Below are 24,175 nucleotides of genomic sequence, written 5' to 3'. Positions count from 1 at the left end.
GTGATCGAGGGTGCGAGCCGTCCGTACCGCGGGCGGTCCTGATCCCAGGTCGCCGCCTGCGATGACGCGCGGGCGTTCCCCACGTATGGTGTGACGCGCGTACTGGACACCGACCGTCGAACCCGGAAGAGACACAGGCGAATGCAGAAGTTGAGAACCACACTTGTCGCGGCCGGCGTGGCCCTCCTCCCGGCCCTCGTCGCGGCTCCCGCGCAGGCCGCATCGCTGAACATCCCGGGCATCATCGGTCAGGGGCTCGACACCGTCGAGCACACCGCGGCCTCCGGAATCGGTGACACCGTCGCCTCGTTGGGACAGTACGGCGCCGCGCACGCCTACCTCACCGGCGACCCGGCCTCCCGGTACATCGTGGTGCTCGGTGCCCGTCTGAATCCCGACGGTCTGCTGCCCGCAGTTCTCAACGCGCGCCTCGACGCCGCGGCGGCGATCGCCCGGCTCCATCCCCAGAACAAGGTGATCGTGTCGGGCGGGCCGACGCAGCCGCTGCCGTACACCGAGGCGCAGGCGATGCTCGTCGGGCTCACCTTGCGGGGTGTCAATCCGGCCAGCATCATTCTCGAGAACGACTCGTACTCGACGGTCGACAACGCCCGGAACACGACCCAGATCCTCTCGGGCGCGGGTGCTGACGGAGCCGTCCTCGTCAGCTCGGCGTCGCACATCGATCGGGCGCTCGCGACCTTCCAGTCCGCGTCCGGGCGGTTCCACTACGTGCCGGTGTCCGTCCCGGGTTGGTGACATCGCGGGACGGGCTCGCCTCCCGACGCCGGAGCCCGGTCGGCCGTAGCATCGGCACCGTGGCCAATCCGACCGTCCGCTCCGATGATCCGGGTCCGCTGCGTGTGCTCGTCTACAGCAGCGACGCCTCGACGCGGGAACAGGTGATGCGCGCCCTCGGCACACGCCCGCACCCCGACCTGCCGGAGCTCGAGTACGTCGAGGTCGCGACGGAGCCGGTGGTGATCCGCACGATGGATGCGGGCGGTATCGACCTGGCGATCCTGGACGGGGAGGCGACCCCGGCCGGCGGGATGGGAATTGCCAAGCAGCTCAAGGACGAGCTCGACGTGTCCCCGCCGATCGTGGTCCTGACCGGCCGCGCCGACGACCGGTGGCTCGCGGACTGGTCGCGGGCGGAGGCGGTGGTGCAGCACCCGATCGAGCCGTTCCGCCTGGCAGAGGCCGTCGTTCCGCTGCTGCGGCGGGCGTGACGGAATCGGGTCCGGGCCGATGCGGGGCCGGCACCCGAAAGACTCGCGGGTAAAACCGAAGCCAAGCACGGGGACTATCCCGGTACGCTGAGTCGTAGATCACATTCGGCGGGTGGGTTTTCCTGATTGCGTGATTGTGCGTCTCCCGTGGCTACCCGCCGCGCGTGGTCACCTTGTGGGCTCGCGACGAGAGGAGCTGGGGCGCAATGAACGCGTACGTGCCGATTCTCGTGCTCGGGGCCATCGCCGTGGCATTCGCGGTGTTCTCCGTCATCGTCGCCTCGGTCGTCGGGCCCAGACGGCGCAACCGCGCGAAGCTCGAGGCCTACGAGTGTGGCATCGAACCCACGCCGCAATCGGCCACCGGCAGAGCCGGTGGGCAACGGATCCCGGTGAAGTACTACCTGACAGCGATGCTGTTCATCATCTTCGACATCGAGATCGTGTTCCTCTATCCGTGGGCGGTGCATTTCGACGCCCTCGGACCGTTCGGTCTGGCCGCGATGGCGGTCTTCGTCTTCAACGTGTCCGTGGCCTACGTGTACGAGTGGCGGCGTGGGGGATTGAGCTGGGACTAGGCGGTACCCGCGAGAAGGAGGTGAACCTGGCATGGGACTCGAGGAGAAGGTGCCGAGCGGTTTCCTGCTGAGCACCGTGGAAACCGTGGCCGGCTACGCCCGCAAGGGTTCGCTGTGGCCGGCCACGTTCGGCCTCGCGTGCTGCGCGATCGAGATGATGGCGACCACGTCGGGGCGCTTCGACCTGGCCCGGTTCGGCATGGAGGCCTTCCGCGCGTCGCCCAGGCAGGCCGACCTCATGATCGTCGCGGGCCGGGTCAGCCAGAAGATGGCACCGGTGCTGCGTCAGGTGTACGACCAGATGGTCGAACCCAAGTGGGTACTGGCGATGGGGGTGTGCGCGTCGTCGGGCGGGATGTTCAACAACTACGCCATCGTGCAGGGCGTCGACCACGTCGTCCCGGTGGACATCTACCTTCCCGGCTGCCCGCCCCGGCCGGAGATGCTCCTCAACGCAATCCTGGAGCTGCACGCGAAGATTCAGCAGATGCCGCTCGGCGTGAACCGCGAGGAGGCGGTGCGGGCGGCCGAGGCGGCGGCGCTCACGGCACGGCCGACCGTCGACCTCGGGATGCCGGGACGTGGAGCCGGGACGGTGGCGCGATGACGGACGACCACGACCACGTGCCGGGCGGTACCGATCCTGAGGCGACGGCCGGCCCCGAGGGCACCGTCCCGCCCGAACGCGTCGCGGGCGGCGAGATGATCGGCCTGCGTCAGGGCATGTTCGGGGTCGGCGGCACCGGGGACACCTCGGGCTACGGGCGTCTGGTGCGTCCGGTCACGTTGCCGGGCGGCACACCGCGGCCGTACGGCGGCTGGTTCGACGAGGTCGTCGACACCCTCGCCGACGCCCTGGACGCGGACGACGCGGGCGTGCTGTTCGACGACGCGGTCGAGAAGGTCGTCGTCTTCCGCGGCGAGCTCACCCTCCACGTGCGCCGCGAGTATCTGCCCCTGCTGGCCCGGCTGCTGCGTGACGTCCCGGAGTTGCGATTCGAACTGTGCCTCGGCGTGAGCGGCGTGCACTACCCGCAGGACCCGGGGCGGGAGCTGCACGCGGTGTACCCGCTGATGTCGATCACCCACGGCCGTCGGTTGCGGCTGGAGGTGGCGGTCCCCGACGCGGATCCGCACATCCCGTCGCTGTACCTGGTGTATCCGACCACCGACTGGCACGAGCGCGAGGCGTACGACTTCTTCGGGCTCGTGTTCGACGGTCACCCGGCGCTCACCCGGATCGAGATGCCCGACGACTGGGTGGGGCATCCGCAGCGGAAGGACTACCCCCTCGGCGGCGTCCCCGTCGATTACAAGGGGGCGAAGATCCCGCCACCGGACGAGAGGAGGGCGTATCAGTGAACCACTCTCGTGACTCCTTCACCCGGAACGGCGGTGGCGGTACGGAGTTCACCGTCTCCGGCCAGGACTGGGACGAACTCGTCGACGCGGCCACCGCGGCGCACGAGTCCGGTGCCGAGCGGATCGTCGTCAACATGGGGCCGCAGCACCCGTCCACCCACGGGGTGCTGCGACTGATCCTCGAGATCGAGGGCGAGACGGTCACCGAGGCCCGCTGCGGAATCGGATACCTGCACACCGGGATCGAGAAGAACCTCGAGTACCGCAACTGGACGCAGGGCGTCACGTTCGTCACCCGCATGGACTACCTGGCACCGTTCTTCAACGAGGTGGCGTACTGCCTGGGCGTGGAGAAGTTGCTCGACGTCACCGACGAGATCCCCGAACGCGCCACCGTGGTGCGCGTGTTGCTCATGGAGCTCAACCGGATCTCCTCGCACCTCGTGGCGCTCGCGACCGGCGGCATGGAGCTGGGCGCGATCACGCCGATGCTCTTCGGATTCCGCGAGCGCGAACTTGTTCTCGACATCTTCGAGATGATCACCGGCCTGCGCATGAACCACGCCTACATCCGCCCGGGAGGGCTTTCGCAGGACCTGCCGGACGGGGCGGCGGAGAAGGTGCGTGAGCTGCTCGACCTCATGCCCCGGCGGCTGCGTGACCTCGAGAACCTGCTCAACGAGAACCCTATTTGGAAGGCCCGCACGCGGGGCATCGGCTACCTCGACCTCACCGGCTGCATGGCGCTCGGCATCACCGGCCCCATCCTCCGGGCCACCGGACTGCCGTTGGACGTGCGCAGGTCGGACCCGTACTGCGGCTACGAGACCTACGACTTCGACGTCGTCACCGCCACCGGATCCGACTGCTACGGGCGCTATCTCGTGCGTGTTCGCGAGATGGCGGAATCGCTGAAGATCGTCGAACAGTGCCTGGATCGCCTGCGTCCCGGCCCGGTCATGCTGGCGGACCGGAAGATCGCCTGGCCCGCCGATCTCGCGCTCGGTCCGGACGGGCTCGGCAACTCCCTCGAATACATTCGCCGGATCATGGGCACCTCCATGGAGGAGCTGATCCACCACTTCAAGCTCGTCACCGAAGGATTCCGCGTGCCACCCGGTCAGGTGTACGTGGCGGTGGAGTCACCGCGCGGCGAGCTGGGCGTGCACATGGTGAGCGACGGCGGGACCCGGCCGTTCCGCGTGCACTACCGGGATCCGTCCTTCACGAATCTCCAGGCTGTGTCGGCAATGTGCGAGGGCGGGATGGTGGCAGACGTGATCGCGTCGGTGGCCAGCATCGACCCCGTCATGGGGGGAGTGGACCGATGAGCGAACCACGAACCACGGGACCGGTGTTCGTCGACCTCGGTCCGCGGCCCCGGGAACGGCCGTCCTATCCGGCCGACGTCGCCGACCGGCTGGCGGCCGATGCCGAGGAGATCATCGCCCGCTACCACGGCCGCGGGGACGAGTCGGAGCCCCCCGGTACGGCGCGCTCGGCGCTCCTGCCGCTGCTGCACCTGGTCCAGGCCGAGGACGGATACGTCTCGCCCGCCGGAATCGAGTTCTGCGCAGGGCAACTCGGACTGACCGCGGCCGAGATCACCGCGGTGGCCACGTTCTACACCATGTACCGCCGCGACCCGACCGGGACCTACCACGTGGGCGTGTGCACCAACAGCCTCTGCGCGGTGATGGGCGGCGACGCGATCCACTCGGCCCTGCGCGAGCACCTCGGCATCGGCGACGGCGAGACGACCGCGGACGGGGCGGTGACGCTCGAGCACATCGAGTGCAACGCGGCCTGCGACTTCGCGCCGGTGATGATGGTGAACTGGGAGTTCTTCGACAACCAGACGCCCGCGTCGGCCACCGAGGTGGTCGACGCGCTGCGGGCCGGGCAGACTGTGACGCCGACGCGCGGTGCACCGCTGTGCTCGTTCCGCGACACCGCCCGCATCCTCGCCGGATTCCCGGACCGACGACCTGGCGCACCCGAAGCGGGCGGCGGTGCCGGGTCGCCCACGCTCGCCGGCTTGCGCGCGTCCCGGGAAGACGCCGCCGCCGGACCGGCGTTGACGCCGGTGCTGAGCCGACACTGGGACGATGCCCGGTCGTGGACCCTCGACACCTACCAGCGCCACGACGGCTACACCGCGCTGCGCAAGGCGCTGCGGATGAACCCCGACGAGGTGATCCAGACCGTCAAGGACGCCGGGCTGCGCGGCCGCGGCGGAGCGGGCTTCCCGACCGGCATGAAATGGTCGTACATCCCGCAGGACCCGGCCAGCAGCACCGTCACCGGCACCGCGAAGCCCCACTACCTCGTCGTCAACGCCGACGAGTCGGAACCGGGCACCTGCAAGGACATTCCGCTGATGCTCGCCACCCCGCACGCCCTGATCGAAGGCGTCGTCATCGCGGCCTTCGCGATCCGGGCGTCGCGGGCGTTCATCTACCTGCGCGGAGAGGTGGTGCCGGTCCTGCGCCGACTGCAGGCCGCGGTCGCCGAAGCCTACGACGCCGGCTATCTCGGGCGGGACATCCTCGGCTCCGGCTTCGACCTCGACATCGTGGTCCATGCCGGGGCCGGCGCCTACATCTGCGGTGAGGAGACCGCGCTGCTGGACTCACTCGAGGGCCGACGCGGGCAGCCCCGGCTGCGGCCGCCGTTCCCCGCGGTCGCCGGGCTCTACGCGTGTCCCACCGTGGTCAACAACGTCGAGTCGATCGCGAGTGTCCCGCCGATCATCCTGCGCGGGCCGGAGTGGTTCCGCAGCATGGGCAGCGAGGCGTCCCCCGGATTCACCCTGTACTCGCTCTCGGGACACGTCACCAACCCCGGTCAGTACGAGGCACCGCTCGGAATCACGTTGCGGCAGTTGCTCGATCACGCCGGCGGTGTCCGGGCGGGCCATCGGCTCAAGTTCTGGACCCCTGGCGGTTCCTCGACGCCGATCTTCACCGACGAGCACCTCGACGTGCCGCTCGACTACGAAGCGGTCGCAGGCGCCGGGTCCATGCTCGGCACCAAGGCGCTCCAGATCTTCGACGAGACCACGTGCGTCGTGCGGGTGGTGTTGCGGTGGACGGAGTTCTACGCGCACGAGTCGTGCGGCAAGTGCACCCCGTGCCGGGAGGGCACGTACTGGCTGGTGCAGATCCTCCAGCAGCTCGAGCGCGGGGAGGGTACCGAGGAGGACCTCACCAAGCTGCTCGACATCTCCGACACCCTCCTGGGTAAGTCGTTCTGCGCTCTCGGTGACGGCGCCGCGAGCCCGATCATGTCCTCGCTGAAGTACTTCCGCGACGAGTACGTCGCGCACTTCGAGCACGGCGGCTGCCCGTTCGACCCGGACGAGTCGGCGCTCGTCGCGAGGGTCGCGGCCCATCCGGAAGGGGGGAGCGCATGACCGTCAACGTGGGTGCCGACGCGTCGGGCCAGCCGGTCCCGTCGGACCGGGTGACGCTCAGTATCGACGGCGTCGAGGTGACCGTTCCCAAGGGCACGCTCGTGATCCGCGCGGCCGAGGGCATCGGCATCCAGATTCCGCGCTTCTGCGACCACCCGCTCCTCGAACCGGTCGGGGCGTGCCGGCAGTGCCTCGTCGAGGTCGAGGGACAACGCAAGCCGCTGGCGTCGTGCACGACCGTCGCGACGGACGGCATGGTGGTGCACACCCAGGTCACGTCGGAGGTCGCGGACCGCGCGCAGAAGGGCGTGATGGAGCTGCTGCTCATCAACCATCCGCTCGACTGCCCCGTCTGCGACAAGGGCGGCGAGTGCCCGCTGCAGAACCAGGCGATGTCGAGCGGGCGCTCCGAATCCCGCTTCGGGGGTGTCAAACGCACCTTCCCCAAACCGATTCCGCTGTCCAGCGAGGTTCTGCTGGACCGCGAGCGCTGCGTGCTGTGCGCGCGCTGCACCCGGTTCTCGCAGCAGATCGCGGGCGACCCGATGATCGAACTCCTCGAACGCGGCGCGCTGCAACAGGTCGGAACCGGGGAGGACGAGCCGTTCGACTCCTACTTCTCCGGCAACACGGTGCAGATCTGCCCGGTCGGAGCGCTCACCGGCGCCGCCTACCGGTTCCGGGCCCGCCCGTTCGACCTGGTGTCGAGTCCGAGCATCTGCGAGCACTGCGCGAGTGGTTGCGCACAGCGCACCGACCACCGTCGTGGCACCGTGTTGCGCCGACTCGCCGGCGACGACCCGCAGGTCAACGAGGAATGGAACTGCGACAAGGGGCGCTGGGCGTTCACGTATGCGACCGAACCGGACCGGCTCGAGACACCGATGATCCGGGACGGCGCCGGCGATCTCGTGCCGGCGTCGTGGCCGGAGGCCCTCGCGGCCGCCGCACGCGGGCTCGCGTCGGCACCCGGCGGCGCGGGCGTCCTGGTCGGCGGCCGGGCCACCGTGGAGGATGCGTACGCCTACGCCAAGTTCGCGCGGACGGTCCTCGGCACCAACGACATCGACTTCCGGTCCCGGCAGCACTCCGTCGAGGAGACCGGGTTCCTCGCGGCGCGGGTCGCCGGCCACGTCCTCGGCGCCGACCCCACGGCGGTCACGTACGACGACCTCGAGCACGCGCCCTCCGTCCTGCTGGTCGCGTTCGAACCCGAGGAGGAGTCGCCGATGGTGTTCCTCCGGCTGCGCAAGGCCGTGCGCACCCGGCGTGCCGTGGTGATGTCGATCGCGCCCTACTCGACCCTCGGGCTCGAGAAGATGTCCGGCCGATTGCTGCGAGCGGTCCCGGGCGACGAACCGGCGATCCTCGACGAACTGACCGCGTCGGAGTTCCTGCGGTGCGCCGGCTCGGTGATCCTGGTTGGGGAGCGGGCCGCCGCGATACCGGGAACGCTGTCGGCCGTCGGGCGCCTGGCCGACGCGACCGGCGCGCGGATCGCGTGGATCCCGCGGCGGGCCGGTGAACGCGGCGCGTTGGAGGTCGGGGCGTCACCGGCCGTGCTGCCGGGCGGGCGGCCGGTCACCGATCCCGCGGCCCGGCGCGACGTCGAGACGATCTGGGACACCGCGAATCTGCCCGCGGGAACGGGCCGGGACACCTCGCTGATGCTCTCCGCGGCCGCCACGGGCACGCTGGGAGCGCTGCTGGTGGGCGGCGTCGAACTCGACGACCTCCCCGATCCCGCCGCCGCGAGGGAGGCCCTCGACGCGACCGGTTTCGTCGTGAGCCTGGAGGTGCGCCGCAGCGCCGTCACCGAGCGCGCCGACGTCGTGTTCCCGGTCGCACCGGTTGCGGAGAAATCCGGTGCATTCGTCGACTGGGAGGGCCGGGTACGCCCGTTCGAGGCGGCGCTGCGCGACACCGGTGCGGTACCGGACCAGCGGGTGCTGCACGCCCTCGCCGCCGAGATGGGCGTCGCACTCGGGCTGCCCGACGTCGCCGCCGCACGCATCGAGATCGCGCGGCTGGGCACGTGGAGCGGCGCGCGACCGCAGTCCTGGGAGATCCCGGCCCGGCCGGTGCCCGAGCCGCGCCCGGGTGAGGCGGTCCTGGCCACCTGGCGGATGCTCCTCGACGCCGGCCGGATGCAGGACGGCGAACCCTACCTCGCCGGGACGGCCCGCCCGCCCGTCGTCCGGCTGTCCGCCGACTGCGCCGCGGAGATCGGTGCGCGCGACGGTGACCCGGTGGCCGTCGAGACCGACCGGGGGGCGGTCACCCTGCCGCTTGTGATCACCGACCTGCCCTACCGCGTGGTGTGGCTGCCGATGAACTCGCCCGGTTCGGCGGTGCACCGGCAGCTCGGCCGACCCGGCGACGTCGTGCGGATCCGCCGCGCGGAGCCCGGCACGAACGGCGTCGTGGGACCCGCGTCCCGAGGGGAGGTCGTGCGATGACCGACACCGGGATGGTCACGGCCGCCGCCGACCTGTCGATGTTCGGCCACGACCCGTGGTGGCTCGTGATCGCGAAGGCGTTGGCCATCTTCGTTTTCCTGGTGCTGACCGTGCTGATCGCGATCTACGCCGAACGGAAGGTGCTGGCGTGGATGCAGATGCGGGTCGGCCCCGACCGCGTCGGCCCCCGGGGAATCCTGCAGACCCTCGCCGACGGCATCAAGCTCGCACTCAAGGAGGGCATCGTTCCCGCGGGCGTCGACAAGCCCGTCTACATCCTCGCGCCGATCATCGCGACGGTCCCGGCCTTCATGGCGTTCGCGGTGATCCCCTTCGGCCCGGAGGTGTCGATCCTCGGCCGGTGGACGCCCTTGCAGCTCACCGATCTTCCGGTCGCCGTCCTGTACGTCCTGGCGGTCACGTCGGTCGGCGTCTACGGGATCGTGCTGGCGGGATGGTCGTCGGGTTCGACGTATCCGCTCCTCGGCGGGCTCCGGTCGACCGCGCAGGTGATCTCCTACGAGGTCGCGATGGGTCTGACGTTCGCCGCCGTCTTCCTCGACGCCGGCACGATGTCGACGTCGGGAATCGTTGCCGCGCAGGAGGGCACCTGGTACGCGTTCCTGCTGCTGCCGTCGTTCCTCATCTACGTCACCTCGATGGTCGGCGAGACCAACCGGGCCCCGTTCGACCTGCCCGAGGCCGAGGGCGAACTCGTCGGCGGCTTCCACACCGAGTACTCGTCGCTGCGGTTCGCGATGTTCATGCTCGCCGAGTACGTGAACATGGTGACCGTCTCGGCGCTGGCGGCGACGATGTTCCTCGGCGGCTGGCACGCGCCGTGGCCGCTGAACATGTGGTCCGGCGCGAACTCGGGCTGGTGGCCGCTGCTGTGGTTCGTCGCGAAGGTGTGGGCGTTCCTGTTCGTGTTCATCTGGCTACGCGGCACGCTCCCACGCCTGCGCTACGACCAGTTCATGAATCTCGGCTGGAAGATCCTGATCCCGGTCGCGCTCGTGTGGGTCATGGTGGTCGCGACGGTCCGGGTGCTCCGCAACGAGGGGCACGAGGTGCGCTGGATCGTCCTGGTCGTCGGCGGCGTGATCGTGGCACTGGTGCTGCTGGCCCTGCTGTGGCGCCGCCTCACGGCCGCGCGCGGCGCGCCGCCCGAGGCGCAACCGGCCGCGGCCGAGGAGTTCGACCCGATGGCCGGAGGCTTCCCCGTCCCGCCGCTCCCGGCGGCTGCGCCGCGGACCGAGCCGGCGCTCGCGGCGTCCCGGCACCCCGGAAAGGAGGAGTTCGATGCCTGACTTCCTCGACTCCGTCGCAGGTTTCGGCGTGACGTTCTCGACGATGTTCAAGAAACCGGTGACCGAGTTCTATCCCGAGCAGAAGGCGCCCACCGCCGCCCGCTACCACGGTCGACACCAGCTCAACCGTCACCCCGACGGGCTGGAGAAGTGCATCGGCTGCGAGCTGTGTGCGTGGGCGTGCCCGGCCGACGCGATCTACGTGGAGGGCGCCGATAACACCGACGAGGAACGCTACTCGCCGGGGGAGCGGTACGGCCGCGTCTACCAGATCAACTATCTGCGGTGCATCGGCTGCGGTCTGTGCGTCGAGGCGTGCCCCACCCGCGCACTCACGATGACCAACGAATACGAGATGGTCGACGACAACCGCGCCGACCTGATCTACGAGAAGGACCGTCTGCTCGCTCCGCTGCAACCCGGGATGGAGTCGCCGCCGCACCCGATGGCGCCCGGCGCCACCGACGAGGACTACTACCGCGGCAACGTGATCGGTACGGTCGCCACCCCGCCTGCCCGACCCGACGAGACCGCGAGCTGAGGAGGCGATCGGGGTGGACGCTGTGACAGTGCACGCGACGGCGACTCTCGCCGCCGAGACCTTCACCCGGACGTCCACCGCCGAGGGTGTGCAGTTCTGGATCCTCGGCACCGTCGCGGTGCTGGGTGCCCTCGGGGTGGTGTGCGCGCCGAAGGCGGTGTACTCGGCGATCTTCCTCGCGATGACGATGATCGTCCTCGCCGTGCTCTACATCGCCCAGGGCGCGCTGTTCCTGGGTGTGGTCCAGGTAGTCGTCTACACCGGTGCGGTGATGATGCTGTTCCTGTTCGTGCTGATGCTCGTGGGCGTCGACTCGTCGGACTCCCTCGTGGAGACCCTGCGCGGACAACGCATCGCGGCGGTGGTGGCCGGCGTCGGGTTCGGGTTGCTGCTGATCGGTGCGCTCGGCAACGCCACCATCGGCGTCGCCCGCTCCGGCCAGGTCGGCTTCGTCGGGCTCGACCAGGCCAACGCCGGGGGCAACGTCGAGGGCCTCGCCGAGATCGTCTTCGTCCGCTACGTGTGGGTGTTCGAACTGACCGGCGCCCTGCTGATCACCGCGACCATCGGCGCGATGGTGCTGGCCCACCGCGAACGCTTCGAGCGTCGCCTGAGTCAGCGGGAGCTGTCGGAGCAGCGGTTCCGGGACTGGGGTGCGGGCGAGCCCGACGCGACCGCCCGCGTGACGCCCCTGCCCAGTCCGGGCGTCTACGCACGCAGCAACGCCGTCGACATGCCGGCCCGGCTGCCCGACGGCTCCTATGCGCGCGAATCCGTTGCCCGCGTGCTCGATCCGCGCGGAGTCCCACCGTCCGCTGCGGCACCGACCGGGGAGGAGACGCGATGAATCCCGACAACTACCTGTACCTGGCGGCGTTGCTGTTCACGATCGGGGCCGCCGGGGTGCTGTTGCGGCGCAACGCGATCGTCGTGTTCATGTGCATCGAACTGATGCTCAACGCCGGCAACCTCGCGTTCGTCACGTTCGCCCGCATGCACGGGAACCTCGACGGTCAGGTGTTCGCGTTCTTCACGATGGTCGTCGCCGCGGCGGAGGTCGTCGTCGGCCTCGCGATCATCATGACCATCTTCCGGACCCGTCGCTCGGCCTCGGTCGACGACGCCGACCTGCTGAAGTATTGACATGGACGGGGGGACGGGAATTCACGCGCTCATCTGGCTCCTTCCGGTGCTTCCGCTCGCCGGTGCGGCGATCCTCCTGCTCACCGGACGGCGCAGCGACCCGTGGGGGCACCTCCTCGGCTGCGCCGCCGCCCTCGCGTCGTTCGCGCTCGCGGCGGCGCTGTTCGTCGACATGGTCGGACGCGATTCCGCCGACCGGATCGTGACCCAGGACCTGTTCACGTGGCTGCCCGTCGCCGGACTCCAGGTGGACGTCGGCTTCAGGCTCGATCCGTTGTCGATGTGCTTCGCGCTGCTCATCACCGGTGTCGGCTCGCTCATCCACATCTATTCGGTCGGCTACATGCGCGACGACCCCGATCGCCGGCGCTTCTTTGCCTACCTGAACCTGTTCCTCGCCGCGATGCTGCTGCTGGTGCTCGCCGACAACTACCTCGGCCTGTACGTCGGCTGGGAGGGTGTGGGTCTCGCGTCGTACCTGCTGATCGGGTTCTGGCAGTACAAGCCGACCGCGGCGACGGCCGCGAAGAAGGCGTTCGTCGTCAACCGGGTCGGGGACATGGGCCTGGTCGTCGCGCTCATGATCATGTTCGCGACGTTCGGGTCCGTCTCCTTCCCGGCCGTCTTCGGCGGGGTGGACGCGGCGGGTGAGGGCACGTGCACCGCGATCGGGCTGGCGCTGCTGCTGGCCGCGTGCGGCAAGTCGGCCCAGGTTCCGCTCCAGTCGTGGCTCGGCGACGCGATGGAGGGCCCGACGCCGGTGTCCGCGCTCATCCACGCCGCCACGATGGTCACCGCGGGCGTCTACCTGATCGTGCGGTCGGGCCCGATCTTCGAGGCGGCCCCCGGTGCACAGGTCGCGGTCGTGGTCGTCGGTGCGGTGACCCTGCTGTTCGGCGCGATCATCGGGTGCGCGAAGGACGACATCAAGAAGGCGCTCGCGGCGTCGACGATGAGCCAGATCGGCTACATGGTGATGGCGGCGGGACTCGGCCCGGCCGGCTACGCGTTCGCGATCATGCTGCTGCTCGCGCACGGCTTCTTCAAGGCCGGACTGTTCCTCGGCGCCGGCTCGGTGATGCACGGCATGGACGACGAGACCGACATGCGCCGGTACGGCGGGCTGCGCACCCTCATGCCGATCACGTTCGCGACGTTCGGGCTCGGCTACCTCGCGATCATCGGCGTCCCGCCGTTCTCCGGTTTCTTCTCCAAGGACAAGATCATCGAGGCTGCGTTCGCGTCCGGTGGCGCCGGGGGCGCCGTGCTCGGCACGGTCGCGATGCTCGGCGCCGGCATCACCGCGTTCTACATGACGCGCGTGATGCTGATGACGTTCTTCGGCGAGCGCAGGTGGGCGGCAGGAGCGGAGCCTGCGGAGCGACCAGAAGACACTGTCGCGCACCCGCACGAGTCGTCGGGGGTGATGACGGTGCCGATGATCCTGCTCGCCGTGGGGTCGGTCGCCGCCGGTGGACTGCTCGCGGTGGGCGGCACGCTCGAACACTGGCTCGAACCCGTCTGGACCGAATTCGGTTCCGCGGCCGAACACACCGAGCCTGCCGTGCCGGTCTGGGTGATCACCGCCGCGACGCTCGCCGTGGTCGCCGTCGGCGTGGGGATCGCGTGGCGGCAGTACGGCACGCGGCCGGTCCCGGTCGTCGCGCCCGCCGAGGTGTCCGGCCTCACCGTCGCCGCCCGCCGCGACCTGTACGGCGACGCCGTCGACGAGGCGGTGTTCATGCGTCCCGGGCAGCGGCTGATCGCGGGACTGAAGGTGCTCGAGGACAAGGGGATCGACGGCGTGGTGCGGGCCGTGCCCACCGTCCTCGGCTTCGCGTCGGTGGCCCTGCGGCGACTGCAGACCGGATTCGTCCGCTCGTACGCGCTGTACATGTTCGTCGGCGCGGTCGTGGTGGTCGCGGCCGTACTGGTGGGGAGGGTGTGATGAACGGCTTTCCCTGGTTGACGGTGCTGTGGCTGCTGCCGCTGGCCGGGGCGGTCGCGGCGGTGGCCATCCCGGCCTACCGGCGCGTCCTCGCCCGGACGCTCGCCCTCGGGGCGGCGGTGGCGGCGCTCGCGGTGGCGGTGGTCCTGGCGGTCCGCTTCGATCCCACCGGTGACCGGTACCAGTTCGTCGAATCGCATTCGTGGATACCGGCTTTCGGTACCCGCTACGAACTTGGACTCGACGGCATCGCGCTCGCACTGGTCCTGCTCACGGCGGTCCTGGTGCCGCTGCTGCTGATCGCCGGCTGGCGGGACGTCGCCGCCGACGACCCGCGCCCGCGCGCGACCCAGACGTATGTCGCGCTGATCCTGGTGGTCGAGTCGATGGTGCTGATGTCGTTCCTCGCGCTCGATGTCCTGCTGTTCTACGTGTTCTTCGAGGCGATGCTGATCCCGATGTACTTCCTCGTCGGCGGGTTCGGCCAACCCGGCCCCGATCGGTCGCGGGCCGCGGTGAAGTTCCTGCTGTACAACCTCTTCGGCGGGCTGATCATGCTCGCGGCCGTCATCGGCCTCTACGTCGTCACCGCCGGCCCCGACAGCCCCTTCACCTCCGGGACGTTCGACTTCCGCGGGATCGTCGCAGCCATTTCGTCCGGTGACCTGGCGATCGACGCACCGGTCGCGAACGCGCTGTTCCTCGGTTTCATGTTCGCGTTCGCGGTCAAGGCCCCGCTGTGGCCGTTGCACAGCTGGCTGCCCGACGCCGCGGTCCAGGCGACACCGGTGAGTGCGGTGCTGATGATGGCGGTGGTCGACAAGGTCGGTACCTTCGCGATGCTGCGGTACTGCCTGCAGCTCTTCCCGGACGCCGCACAGTATTTCGCGCCACTGGTGATCACGCTGTCGGTGATCGGCATCGTCTACGGTGCGCTGCTCGCGATCGGTCAGACCGACGTCATGCGGCTCATCGCGTACACCTCGATCTCGCACTTCGGGTTCATCGTGTTGGGTGTGTTCGCGATGACGAGCCAGGGGCAGAGCGGCGGGGTGCTGTACATGGTCAACCACGGGATCTCGACCGCGGCGCTGATGCTCGTCGCCGGATTCCTGGTGTCGCGGCGCGGGACCCGCGCGATCGCCGACTACGGGGGCGTGCAGAAGGTGGCCCCGGTGCTGGCCGGCACGTTCCTGGTCGCCGGCCTCGCGACGCTGTCGCTGCCGGGGTTGGCGCCGTTCGTGAGCGAATTCCTGGTCCTGGTCGGCACGTACACCCGCTACCCGGTCGCGGCGGTGCTCGCGACGATCGCCTTGGTGCTCGCCGCGCTGTACGTGCTGTGGCTCTACCAGCGGATGATGACCGGCCCCGTCACGGACGGCAACGAACGCATCCGCGACCTCAGACGGCGTGAGCTGGTGGTCGTGGCCCCACTCATCGCGCTGCTGCTGGTCCTCGGCCTGTACCCCAAGCCGATCCTCGACGTCATCACCCCGGCGGTCACCGGGACGCTGACGACCATCGACCGGCCCGATCCCGCGCCGACGGTCGCCGAGCAGGATGGAGGTGCCCGATGAACACCGACACGGTTCTGCAGGCCCCGAGCATCGAATACAGCCAGCTCGCACCGATGCTCATCGTGTTCGCGGTGGCGGTCGTCGGCGTCCTGGTCGAGGCGTTCGCGCCCCGGCGGGCCCGCTACACGACCCACGTCGGTCTCGCGCTCGGCGGACTGATCGCGGCGTTCGTCGCGGTCGTCGCACTCGCCGGGACCCGTGCCCTCATCGCGGTCGGGGCCGTCGCGATCGACGGCCCGACGCTGTTCCTGCAGGGCACGATCCTGCTGGTGTCGATCCTGGCGGTCCTGCTGATCGCCGACCGGGGGCTCGACCGGGCGCGGGCCGACGCGGAGTCGGTCGCGGTCGGATCCCGCGGGGTGGACGCGTTCACGCCACGGGCGTCGGCGGTGCCGGGCAGCGCCGCCGAGAAGGAGGCCGCGAAGGTGGGCGTGACCCAGACCGAGGTCTTTCCGCTGGCGATGTTCGCCGTCGGTGGCATGCTGCTCTTTCCGGCGGCCGACGACCTGCTGACGATGTTCGTCGCGCTCGAGGTCCTGTCGCTGCCGCTGTACCTGCTGTGCGGCCTGGCTCGACGACGCCGGCTGCTCTCGCAGGAGGCAGCCCTCAAGTACTTTCTGCTGGGCGCGTTCTCGTCGGCGTTCTTCCTCTTCGGGGTGGCCATGCTCTACGGCTATGCCGGCACGGTCCAGCTCCCGGGAATCGGGCAGGCGGTCGAACAGCGTTCCGGCGACATCGTTCTCGCGCAGATCGGCCTGGCGATGCTGTCGGTGGGACTGCTCTTCAAGATCGGCGCGGTCCCGTTCCACTCCTGGATCCCCGACGTCTACCAGGGTGCGCCGACGCCGATCACCGCGTTCATGGCATCGGCCACCAAGATCGCGGCCTTCGGTGCGGCGCTGCGCGTCTTCTACGTCGCGGTCCCCGGACTCAGCGTCGACTGGCGGCCGGTGCTGTGGGCGGTCGCGATCCTCACGATGGTCGTCGGCGCGGTCCTCGCGATCACGCAGACCGACGTCAAACGCATGCTCGCGTACTCGTCGGTGGCGCACGCCGGGTTCATCCTCACCGGGGTGATCGCGGGAAACGACGCCGGAATCTCGTCGACGCTGTTCTACCTGCTCGCGTACGGCTTCAGCACGCTCGGGGCGTTCGCGGTGGTGAGCCTCGTGCGCGATCCGTCGGGCCACGAGGTGACGGACCTGGTGCGGTGGGCGGGCTTGGGGCGCACCTCCCCGGTCCTCGGTGCGACGTTCGCGTTGTTCCTGCTCTCGTTCGCCGGTATCCCGCTCACCAGTGGCTTCGTCAGCAAGTTCGCGGTGTTCCAGGCCGCCGCGTCCGGGGGAGCGGTGCCGCTCGTGATCGTCGGCGTGATCAGCAGCGCGATCGCCGCGCTGTTCTACGTGCGGGTGATCGTGCTGATGTTCTTCGCGGACCCGCCGGAGGGCGCCCCCGCCACGGTGGTCACCAGCGCCCCGACGGTCGTCGCCGTCGCCGTCGCCGCGGCGGTGACGGTGCTTCTGGGCATCGTGCCGCAACCGGCGCTCGATCTCGCGGACCGGGCCGCGAGCTTCCTGATCTGATGACTACGACCCCATCGCGGCGACCACAGCGTCGATGAATCCCGCGGTCGATGCCGTTCCGCCGAGGTCTGCGGTGCACACACCCTGCCCGATGACGGTTTCGACGGCAGCCTCGATCCTGCTTGCGGTACGGCCGAGAGCCGAATGCTCGTGCCGTGCGCCGAGGCAGCGCAGCAGCATGGCCGAGGAGAGGATCACGGCGGTGGGATTGGCGATACCGAGGCCGGCGATGTCGGGGGCGGCGCCGTGGGTTGCCTGGGCCATGGCCTTCGTCTCCGATGTGTTCAACGACGGAGCGTTTCCGATCGAGCCGGCGAGTTCGCCGGTCAGATCGGACAGGATGTCACCGAACATGTTCTCGGCGACGATGACGTCGAATGCGTCTGCGTGGCGAACGAGTAGCGCGGCAAGTGCATCGATGTGCTGATGGTCGACCTCGACCTCCGGGTACCGGTCGGCGACGTCGAGGCAGGTCTCGAGGAACAGGCCCGAGGTCATGGACAGCACATTGGCCTTGTGTGCGATGGTGACCCGTCGTCGGCGAGTCCGCGCCAGCCGGAACGCTTCGTGGGCGATCCGCTCACACGCCCGGCGGGTCACCACCCCGACCGCCATCGCAACATCGGGGGTGGGCATGAACTCGCCGGCGCCGGCGTACATGTTCCTGTCTGCGTAGAAGCCTTCGGTGTTCTCCCGCACCACAATCAGATCCATCTTCGGGGATACTGCCGCGGTGCCGGGAAAGGCGCGGGCGGGGCGGATGTTGGCGAACAGCTCGAACCGTTTTCGGATGGTTCCGCCGGGTGTCAGCTGTGTGCGCCACCGGTCCGGGTAGGAGGCGCTGTCATGGGGACCGAGGATCCACGCATCGAGTTCGTCGAGGACCTCCAACGTCTCCTCGGGCATCGGTGTCCCGTATCTGGAGATCGCCTCGTGACCGATCGCTAGTCGTTGCCAGGTGATCTTCACGTCGGGTCGGGAAGCGAGCGCCGCGTCGATGACGAGCTCGGCGGCGGGCACGACCTCGGGCCCGATGCCATCTCCGGGAAGTACTCCGATTCGAAGCTCAAGTGGTCGCGTCATGCCCTGATCTCCGCTGCTCGCGATACAGTGCTCCGCACCAGGAGCTCGAGCTCGGCACTGGCCGTGCATGCGCGGGCGACATCGACGTAGCCGTCGCGTCCGAGTTCCGTCATCATGCGCGAGAAGCGTTCAATGGCATCGGCAGTCAGCTCTTGCCAGGTGTGCACCAGATCTGTTGCCGACGTCGCGTGGAGGTCGAGGATTGCCGCGACCAGCGCGTGATGCCCGTCAGCGAGGTCGTCGCGAACGGCTGCGGCTGCCATCGAGTCCCACCAGTTGGTCATGATGTGGTTCTCGAACTGGCCGGTCAACCAGGCGAGCCCGAGCGCGGCGTCCGTGTGTGCGTGCACGGACGCAGCGACGGCGACCGGGCAACCGCGCTGCTGGGCTGTTTCGATCAGGTCGAATGTTCCCGCCAGAAAACGGAGTTCGGCCGTGGTGTCCTCGATCGTGGTCGGACGCGGCCGATTCTCCACGAGCTCGCGGACGTGGGGGCGGTACCGCTCGATCTCGGCGTTGACGTTCAGGGGCGCGGGCCGTCGGCGCAGGATCCATGACGCGGTGTGCTCGATGAACTGCTGGATGTGGTGCAGCAGAGTCCGGCGCTCGACGCTTCCGACGTCGGCGCGCTCTCGGGCGTTTGCCCACAGCTGATCGACGTCGAAGACTGCACGGACGACGGCGTACGCGCGCGCGACTGCGGGGGTCTTGACGCCGAGACGCTCTTCGAGTTGGTAGATCAAGCCGGGGCCGACGTGGTTGATCAGGTCGTCCGCGACTTTGGTTGCGATGATCTCGCGGGCGAGGTGATGGTTGCCGACCTCGTCGGTGAGCTGTTCGCGGATCCGGCGGGGGAAGTAGCCCGACAATGCCGAGGTGAAGACCTGATCCTCGGGCACTGACGAGTCGAGGAGATCCTGTTGCACCACATTCTTCGACTGTGCGAGGAGGACCGCGATCTCAGGTCGCGTCAGTCCCAGGCCTGCTCGAGTCCGTGAGCCCAGTTCATTTTTTGTGGGGAGCACCTCCGTTGCGCGGTTGATCCCGTTGTTGTGTTCGAGGTTGTCGATGAGCCGTTCGTGGCGGTTGAGGAGTTGCGGGGCATGCGATTCGGCGAGGCTGATGGCCAGTGCCTGGCTCTCGCTGTTCTCGAGGACTGCGTCGGCGACGTCGGCGCGGGAATCGGACAGCAGGGCGTTGCGTTCGCCGGCGGTGATTTTGCCTGCGCGAACGGCGACGTCGAGCGCGATCTTGAGGTTGACTTCGAGGTCGGACGTGGCGACGCCGGCGGCGTTGTCGATGAAGTCTGCGTTGAGCCGGCCGCCGCCGAGGGCGTACTCGATGCGCGCTCGCTGCGTCAGTCCGAGGTTGCCGCCCTCACCGATGACCGTGCAGCGCAGCTGGGCAGCATCTACCCGGACCGCATCGTTGACGGGATCGGCTGCGTCTGCGGGTGTCTCGGACGACGCATTGACGTAGGTTCCGATTCCGCCGTTCCACAGCAGTTCGACCTTTGATGTCAGGATCGCCTTGATCAGCTCGTTCGGTGTCAGCTGTCCCCGCGGCAACCCGAGCCGTGCCTGCGCTTCGGGCGAGAGCGCGATCCGCTTGGCGGTGCGCGGCCAGACGCCGCCTCCGGCCGACAAGGTGGTGCGATCGTAGTCGTCCCAGCTGCTTCCGGGAAGCGCGAACAGGCGCATGCGCTCGGTGTGCGAGAGCGCGGGATCGGGATCAGGGTCGATGAAGATGTGCCTGTGGTCGAAGGCGGCGACGAGCTTGATCGCCGTGGACAGCAACATGCCGTTGCCGAACACGTCGCCGGACATGTCGCCGATGCCGACGACGGTGAACGGGTCGCTGTCGACGTCCACACCCAGGTCGTCGAAGTGGCGGCGGACCGACACCCACGCGCCGCGGGCAGTGATTCCCATGGCCTTGTGGTCGTACCCACTCGAGCCTCCGGATGCGAAGGCATCGCCCAGCCAATACCCGGCCTCGAGGGCGATGTCGTTTGCGAGGTCGGAGAACGAGGCGGTGCCCTTGTCGGCGGCGACCACGAGGTAGGTATCGGGCTCGTCGTAGGTGACGGTCCGCTGCGGGGCAACGACGTTTCCGTCGACCAGGTTGTCGGTGACGTCGAGCAGACCCCTGATGAATATCGAGTATGCCTGCGCCGCTGCGATGTTCGGGTTCTTGCGAATGAACGCACCCTTCGCTCCGACTGGCACGATCGGCGCGTTCTTGACCGTCTGTGTCTTCATCAGGCCCAGGACTTCGGTGCGGTAGTCCTCGGGCCGGTCGGAGAATCGCAGCCCGCCTCGCGCGACGGGCCCGCTGCGCAGGTGGATGCCTTCGATGTCGTTGGCGTAGACATAGATTTCCCGGTAGGGAACCACGGGTCCGGTCAGTGTCAGTTTGCTCGAGTCGAGCTTGAACGAGGCGTGGGGTTTCGGTGCACCCGCGTCGTCGAGTTGATACCAGTTCGTTCGGACACAGGCGGTGACGAATGATTCCAAGGATCGCAGGATCTTGTCTTGATCCAGGGTGGTGGCCGCGTCCAGGTGTGCGCGCAGTGTCGCGCCGACGTTCGCGAGGGTGTGCTGTCGAGCGTTCAGGTCGGGGTCGAACCGTGCACCGAAGTATCGGACAAGGGTTTCGGTGAACTCGGGGTGGGCGAGCAGTGTGTCGATGACGTAGCTCTCCGAGAGGCCGAGGCCCGCCTGCCGGACGAATCGGCTTGCCGCGCGGATGAGGGTGACTTCCCGCCAGGACAGGCCGGCGGCGGCGATCAACTGTGCGTAGTCGTCGATCTCGAATCCGTGCAGCGCGTGCGCTTCGAAGGCCTCCGAGACTCGGCTGTGCGATTCGCTTCGCCACAGGTGCGGGGTCTGAAAGGTGAATCTGTGGAGCGCCGCCTCGGCCGGCATGCCGGCGGGCAGCGGTAGGGGGTCACGGTCGGCGACGCGCAGCCCGAAGTGTTCGAACACGTTGGCGGTGTCCGCGAGTAGGGGAGCTCCGTCCGGCCAGAAGATCACGGCCTCCGCGACACCCTCGGGGGTACCGGTGAGGAATGTCATGCGCGGGTTGCCCGAGCGATCGCACCTGGTGAGCAATATCCGGTCGACTGCCCCGCCTACGTCCACCCCGAGTGGTGATGCAAGTTGTTCTGCCGTTGTGGCGCCGTTGCCCATTGCAGCTTCCTTCCGTGGTCCAGTGCTGCAAGTGTGCGTGCCGACGCCCGAAACGCTGTTGGCCGAGTTGGATAACTACCTCTAGAGAATTATCCCGAGCGGCGATGTCTCGGAAGTGACTTGACTCATAAGGTTTCGGGTAACCCGACTGGAGGACAAAGCATGACTGCTGTGCACACAATCGTCGGCGGACCGCACCTCGAGCAGGTCCGCCGCATCGTCACCGACGTACCCGGACCTCGCTCGCAGGAACTGGCCGCCCGCCGTCGTTCCGCCCTTCCGGCTGGGTTGACCAGCGGGGCGAACGTCTACACCGCGGCGGCCGGAGGCGGGGTCCTCGTCGACGTCGACGGCAACTCGTTCATCGATTTCGGCAGCGGCATCGCCGTGACCACGGTCGGCAACGCAGCGCCGCGGGTCGTCGAGCGGGCCTCCCGCCAGCTCGAGAAGTACACGCACACCTGCTTTCTCGCGACACCGTACGAGCCGTACATCGAGGTCGCCGAGGCGCTCAACCGATTGGCCCCCGGCGATCACGAGAAGCGGACGGCGCTGTTCAACACCGGCAGCGAAGCGGTGGAAAACGCGGTGAAGTACGCGCGGGCGGCCACCGGCCGGCCGGCCGTCATCACCTTCGATCACGCGTTCCACGGGCGCACGCTGATGACCATGACGATGACGGCGAAGAATCAGCCGTACAAGAGCACGTTCGGTCCGTTCGCGCCCGAGGTGTATCGCGCACCCATGGCCTACCCCTATCGGTGGCCCAGCGGCGCCGAGCACGCGTCCGACGAAGCGTTCGCGCAGTTCGAAGTGTTGGTGGATTCGCAGATCGGTGCCGACGCGGTCGCCTGCGTCGTGGTCGAGCCCATCCAGGGAGAAGGCGGCTTCATCGTCCCCGCCGACGGGTTCCTGCGCAGGATTGCGGCCTTCTGCCGCGACCGCGGAATCTTGCTGATTGCGGACGAGGTCCAGGCGGGCATCGCACGCACCGGCACCTGGTTCGCCTCCGAGCTCGAAGGCATCGTGCCCGACCTGATCACGACCGCGAAGGGGCTGGCCGGCGGAATGCCGCTGGCGGCCGTCACCGGGCGCGCAGACATCATGGACATCGCCCACGCCGGCGGAATCGGCGGCACGTACAGCGGTAATCCGGCAGCCTGTGAGGCCGCGCTGGGCGTATTCGAGACCATCGAAGCCGACAATCTCCTCGAGCGCGCACAGGCCATCGGAGACATCATGTTCCGGGAGCTGCGCGATATCGCGGCCGGGACCGACATCATCGGTGACATCCGCGGCCGGGGTGCGATGGTGGCGATCGAACTCGTCCAACCGGGCTCCAAGAACCCGAACCGCGAGGCGGTCGCCGAGATCAACCGCTACTGCCTTTCGCAGGGGCTGCTCACCCTGACGGCCGGCACCTTCGGGAACGTCCTGCGCTTCCTGCCGCCCCTGACGATCTCGGATGAACTACTCGTGGAAGGCTTCTCGGTCCTTCGAGAAGCGATCGCCGCCCTGTAAGAACCACACCTTCGCTAAGGAGCGCCACCCGCATGACCACCCTGACTGTGCCCCGGAAGACAGGCCCGCTGCGCCCACTCGAGCTGTTCGGCACGGATGTGCTTCTCGAGGAGGACGAGCGCGACATCGCCGGCACCGTGCGCAAGTTCGTCGAAACCCGGCTGAAGCCGAACGTCGAGAACTGGTTCGAATCGGCCACGCTGCCCAAGGAGCTGGCCAAGGAGTTCGGGCAGCTCGGCGTGCTCGGCATGCACCTCGAGGGCTACGGCTGCGCCGGAACCAGCGCTGTGAGTTACGGTCTCGCCTGCCTCGAGCTCGAAGCCGGCGACAGCGGCTTCCGCAGCTTCGTGTCCGTGCAAGGCTCGCTGTCGATGTTCTCGATCTACCGCTACGGCTCCGAAGAACAGAAGCAGGAGTGGTTGCCCCGCCTCGCCGCCGGCGATGCGATCGGGTGCTTCGGCTTGACCGAACCCGACTTCGGCTCGAATCCCGCCGGCATGCGTACCCGCGCCCGCCGTGACGGCAGCGACTGGGTGCTCAACGGCACCAAGATGTGGATCACCAACGGCGGCCTCGCCGACGTCGCCACCATCTGGGCCCAAACTGACGACGGGGTCCGCGGATTCGTCGTGCCGACGGACACCAAGGGTTTCACCGCCAACAACATCCACAAGAAGCTGTCCCTGCGCGCGTCGGTCACCTCCGAACTGGTCCTCGACAACGTGCGTCTCCCGGCGTCCGCGCAGCTGCCCGAGGCGCGTGGGCTCAGCGCCCCGCTGTCGTGCCTGAACGAGGCCCGCTTCGGCATCGTGTTCGGCGCGCTCGGTGCGGCCCGGGACAGCCTCGAATCCGCCATCGCCTACGCCGGCTCGCGTGAGGTGTTCGACAAACCGCTGTCGAGCTACCAGCTCACCCAGGAGAAGTTCGCCAACATGACCCTCGAACTCGGCAAGGGTCTGCTGCTGGCACTGCACCTCGGCCGGATGAAGGACGACGGGGGAGTGTCGCCCGAGCAGATCAGCCTCGGCAAACTCAACAACGTTCGGGAGGCAATCGCCATCGCCCGAGAATGCCGCACGATCCTCGGCGGAAGCGGCATCACCCTCGAGTACCCGCCGTTGCGGCACGCCAACAATCTCGAGTCGGTGCTCACCTACGAGGGCACCAGCGAGATGCACCTGTTGTCGATCGGCAAGGCGCTGACCGGACACGCCGCCTTCCGCTGACCCGGC

Annotated in this window: 19 protein-coding genes; 17 read left to right on the top strand and 2 right to left on the bottom strand. The window is 68.6% G+C overall.

All coding sequences use genetic code 11. From position 1 onward, the window contains the following. Nucleotides 1–141: 141 nt before the first annotated feature. The 15 genes from ABI214_RS04525 (at nt 142) to nuoN (ending at nt 17,148) form a co-directional block, all read left to right on the top strand. Nucleotides 142–759, top strand: a complete 618-nt coding sequence (locus ABI214_RS04525) for a YdcF family protein (RefSeq protein ID WP_348606557.1) — start codon at nt 142–144, stop codon at nt 757–759. 59 nt (nt 760–818) lie between these two features. After that, nucleotides 819–1,232 (top strand): Rv3143 family two-component system response regulator, encoded by a 414-nt coding sequence (locus ABI214_RS04520; RefSeq protein WP_348606555.1) that lies wholly within the window; start codon nt 819–821, stop codon nt 1,230–1,232. A gap of 206 nt (nt 1,233–1,438) precedes the next feature. Continuing rightward, entirely contained in the window at nt 1,439–1,810 is a 372-nt protein-coding gene (locus tag ABI214_RS04515; RefSeq protein ID WP_348606553.1) for an NADH-quinone oxidoreductase subunit A, read from the top strand. 31 nt (nt 1,811–1,841) lie between these two features. Next, nucleotides 1,842–2,417 carry a NuoB/complex I 20 kDa subunit family protein gene (locus ABI214_RS04510; protein ID WP_348606552.1) on the top strand — a complete coding sequence of 192 codons (576 nt, stop codon included), beginning with the start codon at nt 1,842–1,844 and terminating at the stop codon, nt 2,415–2,417. Nucleotides 2,418–2,512: 95 nt separating this feature from the next. Then, nucleotides 2,513–3,172: an NADH-quinone oxidoreductase subunit C gene (locus ABI214_RS04505; RefSeq protein ID WP_348611262.1), complete on the top strand. Its 660-nt coding sequence runs from the start codon at nt 2,513–2,515 to the stop codon at nt 3,170–3,172. Continuing rightward, the gene (gene nuoD / locus ABI214_RS04500) at nt 3,169–4,503 is read left to right on the top strand and encodes an NADH dehydrogenase (quinone) subunit D (protein WP_348606550.1); all 1,335 of its coding nucleotides are present in this window, start codon (nt 3,169–3,171) and stop codon (nt 4,501–4,503) included. The genes ABI214_RS04505 and nuoD overlap by 4 nt, the downstream gene beginning before the upstream one ends. Beyond that, a complete protein-coding gene (gene nuoF / locus ABI214_RS04495; protein WP_348606548.1) occupies nt 4,500–6,587 on the top strand; it encodes an NADH-quinone oxidoreductase subunit NuoF in 2,088 nt (695 codons plus the stop codon). Before nuoD ends, nuoF begins: the two co-directional genes overlap by 4 nt. Beyond that, the gene (locus ABI214_RS04490) at nt 6,584–9,046 is read left to right on the top strand and encodes an NADH-quinone oxidoreductase subunit G (protein ID WP_348606546.1); all 2,463 of its coding nucleotides are present in this window, start codon (nt 6,584–6,586) and stop codon (nt 9,044–9,046) included. Before nuoF ends, ABI214_RS04490 begins: the two co-directional genes overlap by 4 nt. Nucleotides 9,047–9,057: 11 nt before the next feature. Further along, nucleotides 9,058–10,356 carry an NADH-quinone oxidoreductase subunit NuoH gene (nuoH, locus tag ABI214_RS04485; protein ID WP_408586787.1) on the top strand — a complete coding sequence of 433 codons (1,299 nt, stop codon included), beginning with the start codon at nt 9,058–9,060 and terminating at the stop codon, nt 10,354–10,356. Further along, complete coding sequence (gene nuoI, locus ABI214_RS04480; RefSeq protein ID WP_348606542.1) at nt 10,349–10,897, top strand: NADH-quinone oxidoreductase subunit NuoI; 549 nt, start codon at nt 10,349–10,351, stop codon at nt 10,895–10,897. The genes nuoH and nuoI overlap by 8 nt, the downstream gene beginning before the upstream one ends. 13 nt (nt 10,898–10,910) lie before the next feature. Then, nucleotides 10,911–11,744: an NADH-quinone oxidoreductase subunit J gene (locus ABI214_RS04475; protein WP_348606540.1), complete on the top strand. Its 834-nt coding sequence runs from the start codon at nt 10,911–10,913 to the stop codon at nt 11,742–11,744. Next, nucleotides 11,741–12,040 (top strand): NADH-quinone oxidoreductase subunit NuoK, encoded by a 300-nt coding sequence (gene nuoK / locus ABI214_RS04470; protein WP_280761128.1) that lies wholly within the window; start codon nt 11,741–11,743, stop codon nt 12,038–12,040. The genes ABI214_RS04475 and nuoK overlap by 4 nt, the downstream gene beginning before the upstream one ends. A 1-nt stretch (nt 12,041) precedes the next feature. Further along, the gene (nuoL, locus tag ABI214_RS04465) at nt 12,042–13,988 is read left to right on the top strand and encodes an NADH-quinone oxidoreductase subunit L (RefSeq protein ID WP_348606538.1); all 1,947 of its coding nucleotides are present in this window, start codon (nt 12,042–12,044) and stop codon (nt 13,986–13,988) included. After that, nucleotides 13,988–15,565, top strand: coding sequence for an NADH-quinone oxidoreductase subunit M (locus tag ABI214_RS04460; protein ID WP_348606536.1), 1,578 nt, complete (start codon nt 13,988–13,990; stop codon nt 15,563–15,565). The genes nuoL and ABI214_RS04460 overlap by 1 nt, the downstream gene beginning before the upstream one ends. Continuing rightward, nucleotides 15,562–17,148: an NADH-quinone oxidoreductase subunit NuoN gene (gene nuoN, locus ABI214_RS04455; protein ID WP_348606534.1), complete on the top strand. Its 1,587-nt coding sequence runs from the start codon at nt 15,562–15,564 to the stop codon at nt 17,146–17,148. The genes ABI214_RS04460 and nuoN overlap by 4 nt, the downstream gene beginning before the upstream one ends. A gap of 3 nt (nt 17,149–17,151) precedes the next feature. Here nuoN and ABI214_RS04450 read toward each other — a convergent pair whose 3' ends face one another. Continuing rightward, nucleotides 17,152–18,231, bottom strand: coding sequence for an isocitrate/isopropylmalate dehydrogenase family protein (locus ABI214_RS04450; protein WP_348606532.1), 1,080 nt, complete (start codon nt 18,229–18,231; stop codon nt 17,152–17,154). Then, nucleotides 18,228–21,308, bottom strand: coding sequence for an NAD-glutamate dehydrogenase domain-containing protein (locus ABI214_RS04445; RefSeq protein WP_348606530.1), 3,081 nt, complete (start codon nt 21,306–21,308; stop codon nt 18,228–18,230). The genes ABI214_RS04450 and ABI214_RS04445 overlap by 4 nt, the downstream gene beginning before the upstream one ends. A 276-nt stretch (nt 21,309–21,584) precedes the next feature. Between ABI214_RS04445 and gabT the strand changes: the two genes are divergently transcribed. Both gabT and ABI214_RS04435 read left to right on the top strand, forming a co-directional pair. Then, nucleotides 21,585–22,943: a 4-aminobutyrate--2-oxoglutarate transaminase gene (gene gabT / locus ABI214_RS04440; RefSeq protein WP_348606527.1), complete on the top strand. Its 1,359-nt coding sequence runs from the start codon at nt 21,585–21,587 to the stop codon at nt 22,941–22,943. Nucleotides 22,944–22,975: 32 nt separating this feature from the next. After that, nucleotides 22,976–24,169, top strand: a complete 1,194-nt coding sequence (locus tag ABI214_RS04435) for an acyl-CoA dehydrogenase family protein (protein WP_348606524.1) — start codon at nt 22,976–22,978, stop codon at nt 24,167–24,169. Nucleotides 24,170–24,175: the final 6 nt, after the last annotated feature.

It is taken from the genome of Prescottella soli, assembly GCF_040024445.1.
Classification (GTDB): Bacteria; Actinomycetota; Actinomycetes; order Mycobacteriales; family Mycobacteriaceae; genus Prescottella; species Prescottella soli.
This window is presented reverse-complemented; position numbering and strand designations above follow the sequence as displayed.